This is a genomic window from Pseudomonas sp. AM14(2022) (genome assembly GCF_036346455.1).
Classification (GTDB): Bacteria; Pseudomonadota; Gammaproteobacteria; order Pseudomonadales; family Pseudomonadaceae; genus Aquipseudomonas; species Aquipseudomonas putida_A.
This window is the reverse complement of the sequence record NZ_JAOTNY010000019.1, coordinates 16,116-29,617: the sequence shown is the minus strand read 5'-3', so window position 1 is coordinate 29,617 and position 13,502 is coordinate 16,116. Positions and strand designations below refer to the sequence as shown.

Here is a 13,502-nt window from a genome sequence, read left to right as displayed (position 1 = left end):
AACCTGCTGTGAAACCCAAGCAAAACCGATCGGGCGCTGCTGGCGCCCGATCGCTTTGGAGATTTGAATGTCATTGAATCCTGATATCGCCGCATTTCTGCAATTGGTCGGCAACGGCCGGGCCAGTGGCAAACGCGTCGGCATGCACGAGCTGACCCCGAGCGAGGCCCGTGAACAATTCGATCAGTCATCGTTGCTGATGGACGCCGGCGGTGAAGAACTGGCCGTGGTGGATGAGCTGCAATTGCCGGTGCGTGACGGTGCACTGTTGAACGCACGGATCTACAGCAATCATCCGTTGCAGGCGGGTGCCGGTCGTCCGGCACTGTTGTATTTCCATGGCGGCGGCTATGTGGTCGGCAGCCTCGACTCGCATGATTCGTTGTGCCGTGCGTTGGCCGCGCTAGCCGATTGTGTGGTGCTGTCGGTGGCGTATCGACTGGCGCCGGAACATCGTTTCCCGACAGCGGCCGACGACGTCCGCGATGCCTGGGACTGGCTGGTGGCGAGTGCTGCTGATCTGGGCATCGATGCGGCGCGGCTGGCGATTGCCGGCGACAGCGTCGGTGGCAGCCTGGCCACGGTGCTGGCTGCGCAACTGACGGATGCTGCTGTGCAGCCGCGTTTGCAGGTGCTGATTTATCCGGTTACCGATGCCAGTCGCACTACGCCTTCGATCGAGCGTTTTGCCGAAGGTTATCTGCTGGAGAAGGCTTCGCTGCAGTGGTTCTACGCGTACTATCAGCGTGATGCCAGCGATCGTCTTGATCCGCGCTTCTCGCCGTTGCTCGGCGAAGTTCCGGCCGATGTCGCGCCGGTGCTGATGGTGTTGGCCGAGTGTGATCCGTTGCACGATGAGGGGGTGGCTTATGCCCGGCATTTGCAGGCGGCGGGGGTTGTTGTGGATTTGCAGGTGTACTCGGGCATGACCCATGACTTTATGCGGATGGGGGCGATTGTTGATGAGGCTGAAGAGGCGCTGGGGTTGATTGCTGGGCGCTTGGTAGAGGTGTTTGCTTTGGCTTGACGGGGTGGGAGGGTGGGGGGGTGAATATCCGTTGCTGCGGTAACGGCCACCTAGGGTTCCGCCCTTACGGCGGGTCACTTTTGGCAAACGCCCCAAAAGTAACCAAAAAGGCTTTACCCTGACGTTCGGCCCTCGCCTAGGCTCGGGTTCCTTCGCTCCGGGATTCATCCGGGGGGCAGCGCCTACGGTTTGCTTCGCTGCACCTCCTCTCGCTGTGTTTGGCTGCGCCAAACGGTCGCTGCGCTCCCACCCCCGGATAAATCCCTCCACTCAGCCTGCCGACGGGCCCTCAGATCAAAAGCGGTACTCGAGCTAACGCTCATTGTGTTGAGTGGGGCGGCTTCGCCGCAAGGGGTGCACGCTCTCTAAATTGTAGGAGCCAGCCTGCTGGTGAAGGCGGCCTGACAGCCGACCCATTTACAACTGAACACACCCATTCCAACTGTGGGAGCGGGCTTGCTCGCGAAGGCGGCCTGCCAGTCGACCAAACTCCAACTGAAAACACCCATTCCCACGCAGGAGCTGCCGAAGGCTGCGATCTTTTGATCTGCTTTGGCTTTGGCTTTGGCTTTGGCTTTGGCTTTGGCTTTGGCTTTGGCTTTGGCTTTGGCTCTTGATGTGGCTTTTGATCTTTTGCCCCTTCGGCAGGCCGAGCGTAGGTGTCCATCCGGGGGTTAGGCGCGCAGCGCCATGCGGCGAAGCCGCATACATCGAGAGGAGGTGCAGCGAAGCAAACCGGAGGCGATGCCCCCGGATGGACGCCGTAGCGAGGGAACACTGAGCCTAAGCGAAGTGCCGTACGCCGGGGCAAAGCCTTTTGGGTTACCTTTTCGGCGTCTGGAAAAGGTGACTCGCTGTAAGAGCGAAACCGCCAGCGGCAGCACCCGAAGCAACGGATATTCACCCAAAACCCCAAGAGCCTGGTCGGCCCAAAGGCCGCCAAGCCCCAATCAGCCCCCCAAAAAAAACGCCAGCAAATGCCGGCGTTTCAGTGATCGCTAAACGTATTACCAGTTATAGGTCACGTCAGCAGTCATGGTCCGGCCTTCGCCGTAATAGCAGTCGAGGGTACCGTTGCACGCGGCCACGTATTTCTCGTCAGTGAGGTTTTGCAGGTTGGCTTGCAGCTTCACGCCTTTGACATGCAGCGGCGATTTCTCCAGGTCGTAAGAGACCATGGCGTCATACACCGTGTAGGACGGAATCTGGAACGAGTCCGACTCGTAATCCGAACCGTAGCTGCTGCGCACGTAACGGGCGCCCAGGCCCATGCCGAAACCGGCGAGGGCGGTAGAGATGTCGAAGTCGTAGTTGACCCACGCGGAGGCGGTCAGCGGTGGACGCATGGCCAGGGTGCGACCTTCGCGACCGTCGTTGTCTTTCTCCCATTTGGTCTGGTTACGCGACACCGCAGCCAGCACGCGCAGGTTGCGGGTGACGTTGACCTTGCCTTCCAGCTCGATACCGCGCGAACGCACGGAGCCGCTCTGGGTGCTGAAGCCCGGGTTGTTGAGGTCGGTGGTGAGCATATTGTCCTGGTCGATCTGGTACGCCGACAGCTGGATGAAGCCGTCGATCGACTTCGGCTCATACTTGACGCCGACTTCGTACTGCTTGCCGGTGGTCGGTTCGAAGGCGCCGCCGCTCATGTCGGTACCGGTTTGCGGCAGGAACGATTCGGCGTAGCTGACGTACGGCGTGATGCCGTTGTCGAACTCGTAGCCGAGGCCGGCACGACCAGTGAACTTCTCGTCCTTCTGGTTGCTGTGGCCGCCGCTCAGCGGTTGCTTGTTGTCGGTTTCGGCGAAGTCATACCGACCGCCGAGGGTCAGGAACCACTGGTTCCAGCGCAGTTGATCCTGAGCGTACAGGCCGGTCTGGGTGATGGTGTTGTCCCATTTGTACGGCTGACGGAAATTGATCTGGCTGCCATACACCGGGTTGTACAGGTCCAGACCTGGAGCGGTGCGGTCATACAAGCCGAGGAATTTCGAATTGTAGTGGTAGTAATCCACGCCCAGCAGCACGGTGTGCTCGACGTCGGCGGTGTGGAACTTGGCCTGGGCGATGTTATCGATGCCGTAGACCTTGTTGTGCTGCGACCAGTCCACCGCATAACGGCTCTGGTAGCTGCCGTCGTTGAGGCCGGTGACCGGGTTGGTCGGGAACGCATAACCGTGCAGCGGCGCCACGTACTGGTCGTTGATGTCGGCGTAACGCGCGTTTTGCTTCAGAGTCCAGACGTCGTTGAGTTCGTGAGCGATCTCGTAACCGACGACGAACTGCTCGCGGTGGTACTTGTTCACGTCCGGCTCGCCGAGGAACAGGCTGCGGCTGATGCGCCCGGCCTGGCTGCGATGTACGGTGCCGTTGGCGGGCAGGCCCTGGGCTTCCGGTACGTCGTGGTCTTTCTGGTACTGACCGAACACGGTGATGGTGGTCTGGTCGTTGGGCAGCCAGGTCAGGCTCGGCGCCAGCAGCATGCGGTTCTGGCTGGCGTAGTCGATGGCCGAGCCGCTGTCGTTGACCACACCGGTCAGGCGATAGAGGAATTCGCCTTGATCGTCGATCGGGCCGCCGAGGTCGAAGGCACCGTACTTGCGGTCATAGCTGCCGCCACCGAGCTTCACTTCGTGCAGCGGGGTCGCGGTCGGACGCTTGCTGACCATGTTGACGATACCGCCCGGCTGGTTCTGGCCGTACAGCACCGAGGCCGGACCCTTGAGCACTTCGACGCGCTCCAGGGTGTACGGGTCGATCTGCAGCGAACCGCCGGTGCTGCCGCCGCCGTAAGGCATGTGCAGGCCGTCGAGGTACAGCGGAGTAGGGGAGAAGCCACGGGACGTCGGTTCGTCGAAGATTTTCACCCGGTCCGAGAAACCGCCGCCGGTCATGCCCGGCGTGTATTGCAGGGCCTCGGTGACGGTCTTCGAGCCGCGCATCTTGATTTCGTCTTGAGTGACGACGTTGATGGTCTGCGGGATTTCCTTGAGCGACGAATCAGTCTTCGAACCGGTGGCGCTGCGCTTGGCGACGATCCCGTCGACCGGGCCCCAGGCCGATTCGGCGGTGGCGGAAATGCTGGTCGGGGCCAGATCGAGGCTGGCACCGCCGGTGCTGCGCGAACGCAAGGCGACGTTGTTGCCCTCGACGCTGTAGGCGATGTTGGTGCCTTGCAGCAGTTGCGCGATGGCGGCGGTCGGTTCCAGGTTGCCACTGACGGCGCTGCTGCGCAGGCCGCTGACTTCATCCGGGCTGTAAAGCACTTGGAGGTTGGTCTGGCGACCGAATTCCTGCAACGCGCTCCCCAGCGACTGTGCAGGAATATTGATCGCCACGGCGGCGGCCTGGGCCTGGCCGATCATCGGCACAGTCAGGGCCATGGCGCAGAACGCGGGCAAGGTGCAACGGAAGGAGCGGCGGATCAGCAGGGCCTTGGCGAGCGGGTGGAGTCCGTGCGGTGCGGGCATTGTTCTTCTACTCTTCAAAGTGTTGACTGAGAACTATTTCTATTAACTGTTAGTAAGACGTTGAGCCTTCCGAAAACCGGAAAGCTCAACGCCATTTTTTTACAAAATTTTCACAGTCAGGCGGGTTGCAGCTCAGTGACCACTTTGCCGGCGCTCATGCGCACCAGTTGGTCGGCGACATCGAAGTAACGATCGTCGTGGGAAATGACGATGATGGTCTTGCCCAGACGCTTCAGGTCCGGCAGCAGCTCGGTATAGAAAATCCGCCGGAAGGTCGGGTCCTGATCGGCGGCCCACTCGTCGAACACCAGCACCGGACGCTCTTCCAGCCAGGCATTGATCAGGGCCAGACGCTTGCGCTGGCCGGTGGACAGGTCGGTGGTGGTGAACGAGCCGTCACGCACGCTGACCTTGTGCGCAATTTCCAGGCGCTCCAGGTATTGGTTGGCGTCTTCCGGGATATGCGTATCGCCCTGGACCACGTCGTCGAACAGGTAATAGTCGGCGAAAATCGTGGTGAACAACTGGCGGTAATCGTCGCGGTTGCTGGCGTCGACGAGCTGCTGATTGAGGTGGATTTCGCCTTGCTGCGGCGCGTACAGGCCCAGCAGCAACTTGATCAGGGTGGTCTTGCCGCAGCCATTTTCGCCGACGATGAAAATGATGTCGCCCTGTTCGATTTTCAGGTTCACCGGCCCCAGCCGGAACGGCTTGGCGCCTTCTACCGTCGGGAAACTGTACGAGACATCGGTCAGTTCCAGGCTGTGCACCGGGGTCTTTTGATGGCCCTGATCACTGAGCAGCAGGTGCGGCTCGGGCGAGGAGAATTGCTCGGACAGATCGGCGATCCGGCGGAACGCAATCTGCGCGCGACTGACGATCGGCAAGGTGCCAATGATGTGTTCCAGCGGCCCTTTCATGTACAGCAGCACCAGCACGAAGCCGCTCATCACCGCTTTGTCGGCGCTCGGCCACAGCGATTGCAGGCCCAGCGCCAGACCGATCACCACGAAGAACAGCATCGAACCCAAGGTCTTGGCGACCACGAAAATGTTCACCGAGCGCACCTGCGTGTCGCAGATCTTATCGGCCGTGCCTTCGATGCCCGAGACGAACATGCGATGCCGGCGCGGGCGGTGGATGCGCAGTTCCTTGGCGCCCTCGGCGACCGCGTGGTAGTGCTTCTGCAACTCGTCTTCGTAGTCACGGGCCTTGAGGAAACCCTGCATGCCGCGCCCGCGCGCGATGTACTGAATGACCGTGCCGATCAGAATCGCCACGGCCATCATCAAGAACATCGGCCACGACAACATCGCCAGGTAGCCCATGCAACCGAGGGTCACGGTCAGGGAAATCGCCAGCGGCGCAAAGGCGAAGGCGAAGTCGCTGATGGTGTCGACGTCGTGGGTCAGCACCGGAATCAGCCGATGGCTGCGATAGCGCTCGATCTGCTCGATCGGCGCCGAGAGGACTTTCTCGCCCAGCTCTTTGCGCAATTTGGCGATGATGTGCTGGCCGACGAAATTGGTGCCGATGTCGGAAAAGATCGAGCTGGTCAGCGCCAGCAGGCACAGGCCGGCAAACACCGCGACCATCGTGCTGGTCAGTGCGCCCTCGGCGTGCAGCACGTTGTTGATGGTCGCCAGCAGTGCGGTGACGCTCAGGCCACCGACCATGCCGAGCAGGATCGACACGCTGACGATCAGTCGAAAGGGTTTGAGCAGGGCGAACAATTCATTGATCACCCCGCGTGTTGGTTTGCTCATGGAGGTTCCCTGCTTGAAGGAGCGGCGAACACCGGCACTGCGCGTGGGGTTCACCTGGATGACGTAGAGGGCGGTGGGCGCGCCATGGAGGATCGCGCCCACCTGTAGAACGACTGGCAGGACGGCTAATTTAGCCGGGCGATGGCGTTACAGATCGCGGGCGACCCGGAAGCCGATCCAGTCGCCACGGGTGTCGGTGTAAGTGGCGTTGCGGTTGCCCGAGCGCGAGAACACCGGGGCCTCGCCCCAGTCGTTGCCACGGATGCGCCGCACGTCGCACTTGCCGCTTAACCAGGCACTGCCATCGCTTGGCGCGCCGACGTAGTTCTCGTTGTAGCAATCGGCGGTCCACTCATAAATATTGCCGTGCATGTCGTAGACGCCGAAGGCATTGGCCGGGAAGCTGCCGGCCGGCGCGGTGAAGTTGTAGCCATCGGCGGCGCCATAGGTGTTGGCGTGTTTGGCGATGCTGTATTCCTTGCCTTCGTCAAACGGGAAAGGGAACGGCCCGGTGCTGCCGGCGCGGGCGGCGTATTCACGCAGCGATTCGCTGACCAGCCGGTATTGCTGGCCGGTCTTCTTCGACAGCCAGGCCACGTACGCTTCGACCTCCGGGAAATCCATGCACACCGCCGGGTGCTTGTCGGTGTACTGCTTGCGCGGGTCGCTGCCCTGATAATCCGGGATCCCCGCCTTGCAGGCGCGACCGGGACGAGTGTCGCCGTCGGGCATTTTGTAGCCGCTGTCCTTGAGGTAGGCGTCCCACTCGCCGCGCAGTATCTGGAAACGGCTGATCGCCAGCGGTTTGGCAAACGTCACCGGGTGCATCGGTCCTTCGTCCGGCTCGCGGCCGACCTCATCCTCCGGGGTGCCCATGGTGAACGTGCCGGTGGGCAGCACGACCATTTCCGGGCAGTCCTTGCAGTCCTTGAACACCTTGCCCGGCGCAGGAGGGGTGGCGGCCTGCGCGGCACCCGGCAGCAGGCCGGCGGCGAGGGCGGTGAGCATCAGCGCCGGCAGCGCCCTCAAGGAAAATCGACGCAGTTCACTGTTCATTGCGAGTCTCGCTAAAAGGAAAAAGGGATCGCCCGGATTCACAGGGCCTGGTCGAGCACGGCCAGCAAGCGGTCGATTTGCTCTTCGTCGTTGAGCAGCCCCGGTGCGGTACGGATCACCGGGCCGACGTCACGGTGCACGGCATCGGCCACCACGCGGTTGGCCATCAGGTGCGCGGCGATCTTGTCGCTGTCCTTGCCCTTGACCCGGAAGAAGGTGAAACCGGCGGACAGCTCAGGGCTCAGTGGCGTCACCAGTTCGATCTGCGGCCGTTGCTGCAGGCGTTGTTTCAGGTAGCTGTTGAGCGCGTGAATGCGCGCCTCGACCTCGGCCTTGCCCAGCTCAAGATGCAATTTGAACGCTTCGTCCAGTGCCCAGCGGTGCTCGAACGAGTGGTAGCCGCCGGGCGTCATGGTGGTGGAAAACGCCGTGGCTTCGGAGAACGTCGGAATGATCGGGGTGACGTATCTGACCTCGGCGAAGCGGCTGCAGACGATGCCGGTGCCGCGCGGGCCGAACATCCACTTGTGGGTGCCGGCGATGAAGAAGTCGCAGTTCATTTGCGTGAAGTTCAGGTTGTCCACGCCGAAGCCATGCACCCCGTCGACCACGTAAACGATGCGGTCAGCGTCGCTGCGACTGCGGTTGTGCTTGTCGACGATGGCGCCGATCTCACCGATGGGCAGTTTCATGCCGCTGCCCGAATGCACCCAGCACATGCCCAGCACCCGGGTTTCGGGGCGGATGGCGCCGTCGATGGCAGCAAGGATTTCTGCTTTGCTGGCGTTGTACGAATCCTTGAACAGACGAATCTTGCGCACCCGGGTGTTGTCGCGTTCGCTACGCAGGGCGAGGATGGTGTGGGTCGCGTAGTGCTCGTGTTCAGTGGTGAGGATTTCCTGATCGGGGCGCACGTGCACGCCGCCGTAAATCATCGCCAGACCTTCGGTGGTGCTGCCGGTCAGAGCGATCTGTTTGGCATCGGCTTGCAGGTAGCGTCCGGCCCAGACGCGGACGTTCTCTTCGCGCTGTTCGATCACGCCGAGGTCCCAATCCATGGCCAGTCCGGGATTGTTGTCGAGGGCGACGCGGTGCCGCTCAATCGCCTCGCGCACTGGTTTGGGGTGCGAGGTGATCAGGAAGTTGGAGAAGTGCAGATACGCCGGATCCTGATCGAACAGCTGCTGCAACTGCGCCCACTTGTTGCCGGTCGCGGGCGCGGCGTTCGCGGCACCGGCGACATTCGGCAGGCTCGCGCCCAGTGGCAGAGCCGCGGCGAGAATCCCCGCCTGCTTCAAGAACTCACGACGATTGCTCATGGCTTGGCAGTTCCCGGCGCGGCGGCCAGTGCCGGTTTCGCGGCTTTCTCGACCTGATCCCAGACCCGCAGGAAGTTGCCGCCCCAGAGCTTGGCGATGTCCGCTTCGGAGTAACCGCGTGAGATCAGCTCGGCGGTGACGTTGCGAATGTCGCCGACGTTCTCGAAGCCTTTGACGCCGCCACCTTCGTTGAAGTCGGAGCTGATGCCGACATGGTCGATGCCGATCTTGCGCACCGCGTAATCGATGGCGTCACCCAGATCCTTGAGGCTGGCTTTCGGTTCTTCTTCGAGGATGCCGTACAGGCGACTGGCGTACTGGCCGAACTTCTGCTCGGACCACGCGGCAATGATCGGGTCGCCGGGCATCAACGCCATCGCCAGGTTCGGCAGCGGCGGCAGGTCGAAGTCCTTGCGCATCTCGTTGAGCTTGTCCTGGGTTTGTTGGGTGAGCGGACGCAGGTACTGCGAGAACGCGACGATCTGCACCACGCCGCCGCTGTTTTTGATCAGCTGCATTTCCTTGTCGCTGAGGTTGCGCGGGATATCGACCATCGCACGCGGCGCCGAATGCGAGGCCACCAAAGGTGTGCGGCTCAGTTGCGCGACTTGCTCGAGGGCCTTGGTCGACATTTGCGAGACGTCGATGATCACACCCAGATCGTTGAGGCGCTTGACCGCTTGCTTGCCCAGATCCGAGAGACCGTCGAGGGCGTCCGGCGAATCATTGAGGAATGGCAGCGGCCGCGACGAATCCGCCCAGTCGTTGTTGCCGATGTAGCTGAAACCGAACATGCGCATGCCGCGCGCCGTCCACAGGTCCAGCAGGTTGAGGTCGTGGCCCAGCGGGTAGGCGTTGAGCATGCTGATGAAAATCGCGAATTTGCCTTCGCCGTGCAAACGCCGGAAATCGTCCGGGGTGTAGGCGATGGCGACCTGATTGGGGTAGTCGCGAACCATCCCGGAGATGATCTTGAAGCGGATTTCCTGCTGGTTGCGCGCCTCGTCGACGAAGCCGGGTGTTGGCTTGTGCGGGGCGTTCGGGCCGTTCCACATTTCCGGCCAGCCGAAGATGGTCAGGGCGGCGCCGGACAGGCGCCCGCGGTTGGCCTTGGCGAGGTCGAACTGGCCGTCGCCGTCCTTGTCGGCTTCGTGGCCGTCGGTGCCGAAATTTTGCGTCAGGCTGACATGGCTGTCGAAAGAGAGCATGCGTTCGTGCAGCTCATCGGCCTGCTTCATGACTTTGGCCGGGTAGCCGAGGTCGTCCTTGAACCAGTGATGCCACACGGCAAAGCCTGCGCCGGCGCTGATCGCCAGGGCCAACGGCAGGCCGATGAATAGAGCCTTTTTCGAACGTGGTTTTGTCATTGCCATCTCAGTCAGGTTCGCCATCGAGTTGCAGGCGCGGAGGCCTTCGCTATCTGGGAAGAACGAGTGGTTGGCAACAAAATTTAAGCCTGGTGCTGTGGCGAGGGGATTTATCCCCGATCGAGTGCGAAGCGCTCGCAAAGCCTGCCAGCGCTGTCCCTTCTGGTGTCGCCGCCAGCGTCGGATGGGAGTTGATTCGCAACTCATCGGGGATGAATCCCCTCGCCACGGGTCATCATCGCCGGGCGCGTTAAATTTGCCGGGGCAACAAACGTTCTAGCTTGGATAAAGCCTGCTTCATGGCTGACACAGGTAGGGCAATGAAGATTTCTCGACGATGGTTCATGGCGGGTCTGGCGCTGACCGGCGCTGCCGTGCCTGCGGCGTATTTCGGGCATCGTGAATGGACGAAGCCGGACCCGACGATCACCCCGGGCGAAGCGTCTTTCGATGTCGCGGACATGGCCGGGCAGCGCCTGGCGAATGCGTTGCGCGGGGTGTGGGATATCCGTTTCGAAGGTGCCGATGCCGGCCTCGAAGGCTTGCCGCTCAAGGGCCTGCAAGTGTTTCTCGACATCGGCCAGAAGGGACGCGGCGTGTGCGGTTTTCTCGACACGCCCGAGCGCCTGCGTTCCGCTGAAACACCGCGCTATCGAATTCTGGGCGACCTCGCGAAAGCCGATGCGGCGAAACTGAGCTGGCGCCTGATCGGCGCTGATGGCCAGATCAGCTATGAGCTGGAGATGATCCTCGATGAGGTCTGGGCCGACTTCGGTAATGCCGGCAGTGGCACCCTCAGCGGCAAGGCTTTGCGCCTGGACCGCTCACTGGCCTTGCCGGCGCAGGACAATCGCTTCGTCGCCGTCAAGCGGCTGTTCCCCGAAGCGCGCGAGCGCACGCCGCTCAACCCGATGTTGCTGGCGTGGTTGATCTCCCCCGAGCATCGCCTGTTTCACCAGTTGTGGCATGCGACCCGGGACAAGTGGCACAAACTGCCCGAGGACAAACGCGAGGCCTTGCGCGGCATCGGCTGGCAGCCCGGCCCGCGCGACAAGGAGCGCGATGCCCGTGGTCCGCGCAAGGATCGCAATGGCTCGGGCGTGGACTTTTTCTTCATGCACCGGCACATGCTCGGGACGGCGCGCTCGATGCAGGAATTGCCATCCTGGGAGTTTTTCCCGCTGCCGCAGCCGGAGCTGATCCGCGACCGCGTTGGCTTCGCCCGCTATTTCGACAACCACGACGGCACGGCCTTGCCACCGACCTGGACGGCGGCGGGTGATGACGAATTCAGTCAGTGGGTCAGCGACATCAAGACTGCCGAGACCTACGAAAGCAACTTCCAGGTCTGGGAATCGCAGTACCGCGATCCGGCGTACCTCGCCCGGCTCACCCTCGGCCAGTTCGGCTCCGAAGTCGAGTTGGGTCTGCATGACTGGCTGCATATGCGCTGGGCCTCTGTGCCGCGCGATCCGTCCAACGGTCAGCCGGTGCCGTTTGCCCGCGATCCGGCGGACTTCGCGGCGCGTTGGTACAACGCCGAAAACGATTTCCTCGGCGATCCGTTTTCTTCCCACGTCAACCCGACGTTCTGGCATTTCCATGGCTGGATCGACGATCGCATCGAGGACTGGTTCCGCGCCCACGAGCGGTTCCATCCGGGCGAAGTCACGCGGCTGCAGGTCAATGGCGTGCCATGGTTTGCCCCGGGGCGTTGGGTGGAAGTCGACGACCCATGGCTCGGGCCGATCACCCATGGCTGCAGCACCACGCCGGGTTTGCAGATGGGCAAGTCGGTGGAGATGGATCCGGAAACCATGAAGCTGGCGCTGCGCATCACCTTCATCACCGACGAGGAAAAACTCGCCGGCCTGTTCCGCCGCGTGCCGCAACGGCCATGGTATGCGCGCAATCTGAAGCCTAAAACCAGCCCGACTTGAGGGCTGCGTTATCGTTCTTCGCGAGCAAGCCCGCTCCCACAGGGTTATGTGTCAGACAATAATGTCCGGGCTGACCCCTGCATGAGAACGCATTCTTACTGATGGAACGCGTTCAAATGTGGGAGCGGGCTTGCTCGCGAAAGCAATCTGTCAAACGCTGCAATTACCGGGCCTGCCAACCCCCACCCAACGCCTTGTACAACGCAATGCTCGCCTGCACTCGTGACAGCCGTAGTTGTGCATGTTGATCCTGGGCCGCGTACAGCGTGCGCTGGGTTTCCAACACGGTCAGCAAGTCTTCAGCGCCAGCCTGGTAACGGCTCTGCGCGATGTCGAATGCGGTCTGCGCCTGATTCAGTTCTTCGTTCTGCCACAACCGCTGCTCATCCAGGCGGCGAATGCTATTGAGCGCTTTTTCCACATCGGCGAAACCGTTGATGATTGCCCCACGGTAAGTTTCCAGCAGCTCTTGCTGGCGCGCAGAGGCCTTGTCGCGTTCCGCGCCGAGGCGACCGTTATTGAAAATCGGTGCGACCAGTCCGGCGGTCAGGTTGTAGAAAGGGCTGCGGATCAAATCGTCGAACTGATTGGCGCCCGAGCCGAGTTGGGCGGTCAGGGTCAGTGCCGGCAACATGGCTGCGCGAGCGACTTTGACGTCAGCTTCGGCGGCGGCCAGTTGGGCTTCGGCGTGTGCGATGTCCGGACGATGCGTGAGCAACTCGCTGGGCACGCCAGCGGCGATGTCTGGCCATTGCAGGTGATCGAAGGACTCTGTCGTCGACAGTTGCTGCACCGGTCGGCCAAGCAGGGCGGCGAGGCTGATCAGCGCGTCCTGGGCTTGCTGTTGCACGCGCGGCAATTGCCATTGCTGGGCGGCGACCAGGCTCTTCTGTTGCGCCAGTTCCAGCGCGGTGGCTGAGCCTGAATCAAACCGCGTCTGCACCAGTTTCAGCACGCTTTGCGCGTTGGCCAGATTGAGTTCGGCGATGCGGCTCTGCTCGCGTAGCGACAAGGTTTGCGCATACGTGCTGGCAACGCCGCTGAGCAATGTCAGTTCGACCGTCGCCCGGTCGAATTCGCTGGCCTGCAGAGCGAACTGGGCACTGTCGCGCGACGCGCGCTTGCCGCCCCAGAAATCGATTTCGTAGGTGGCGCTCAGGTTGGTATCGAAATAGTCCACCGCCTTGTTGCTGCTGTTGGCATCGAGTTGGCTGTAGCCATTGCCGCGCAGCAGTTTCTGCCGATTGGCATTCAGTCCTGCCTTGACCTCCGGCAACTGTGAGCCGCCAGCGATGACGGTGCCCGCCTGCGCCTGATGCACTCGAGCAACGGCGGCCGCGAGGTCGAAACTGCCGACGCGAGCCTGTTCGATCAGGCGATCCAGTTCCGGGCTGCCAAATTGCGTCCACCACTGCGGGTTGTTGCGGGCAACGCTGGCGCCATGGGGCGACTGCCAGGCAGTTGGCGTTTGCACGCCACTGTCCGGGCGTTGAACGGGACTGCCGCAGGCACTGAGGATCAGGCACACGGTCAACAGGCTGAGGCGCGGTTTCATAG

General features: G+C 62.1%; 8 protein-coding genes. 2 read left to right on the top strand and 6 right to left on the bottom strand.

Features of this window, described 5'->3' with window-relative positions; all coding sequences use genetic code 11:
• The first annotated feature begins 67 nt into the window (after positions 1 to 67).
• Complete coding sequence (locus V3W27_RS25595; RefSeq protein WP_330207837.1) at positions 68 to 1,027, top strand: alpha/beta hydrolase; 960 nt, start codon at positions 68 to 70, stop codon at positions 1,025 to 1,027.
• Between the two features lie 1,007 nt (positions 1,028 to 2,034).
• Here V3W27_RS25595 and V3W27_RS25590 read toward each other — a convergent pair.
• From V3W27_RS25590 to pvdM, 5 genes are all read right to left on the bottom strand, one after another.
• A complete protein-coding gene (locus V3W27_RS25590) occupies positions 2,035 to 4,497 on the bottom strand; it encodes a TonB-dependent siderophore receptor (RefSeq protein WP_247842478.1) in 2,463 nt (820 codons plus the stop codon).
• 116 nt (positions 4,498 to 4,613) lie between these two features.
• Positions 4,614 to 6,263 carry a cyclic peptide export ABC transporter gene (locus V3W27_RS25585; protein WP_330207836.1) on the bottom strand — a complete coding sequence of 550 codons (1,650 nt, stop codon included), beginning with the start codon at positions 6,261 to 6,263 and terminating at the stop codon, positions 4,614 to 4,616.
• A gap of 147 nt (positions 6,264 to 6,410) precedes the next feature.
• Positions 6,411 to 7,319: a dihydropyoverdine dehydrogenase gene (pvdO, locus tag V3W27_RS25580; protein WP_330207835.1), complete on the bottom strand. Its 909-nt coding sequence runs from the start codon at positions 7,317 to 7,319 to the stop codon at positions 6,411 to 6,413.
• Positions 7,320 to 7,357: 38 nt separating this feature from the next.
• Positions 7,358 to 8,638, bottom strand: a complete 1,281-nt coding sequence (gene pvdN, locus V3W27_RS25575) for a pyoverdine-tailoring periplasmic protein PvdN (protein ID WP_115990294.1) — start codon at positions 8,636 to 8,638, stop codon at positions 7,358 to 7,360.
• Positions 8,635 to 10,005, bottom strand: a complete 1,371-nt coding sequence (gene pvdM / locus V3W27_RS25570; protein ID WP_225138197.1) for a pyoverdine-tailoring dipeptidase-like protein PvdM — start codon at positions 10,003 to 10,005, stop codon at positions 8,635 to 8,637. Before pvdM ends, pvdN begins: the two co-directional genes overlap by 4 nt.
• Before the next feature lie 320 nt (positions 10,006 to 10,325).
• Here pvdM and pvdP point away from each other — a divergent pair, with 320 nt between their 5' ends.
• Complete coding sequence (gene pvdP / locus V3W27_RS25565; protein WP_330207834.1) at positions 10,326 to 11,945, top strand: pyoverdine maturation tyrosinase PvdP; 1,620 nt, start codon at positions 10,326 to 10,328, stop codon at positions 11,943 to 11,945.
• Between the two features lie 163 nt (positions 11,946 to 12,108).
• Here pvdP and V3W27_RS25560 read toward each other — a convergent pair whose 3' ends face one another.
• Complete coding sequence (locus V3W27_RS25560) at positions 12,109 to 13,500, bottom strand: efflux transporter outer membrane subunit (RefSeq protein ID WP_330207833.1); 1,392 nt, start codon at positions 13,498 to 13,500, stop codon at positions 12,109 to 12,111.
• Positions 13,501 to 13,502: the final 2 nt, after the last annotated feature.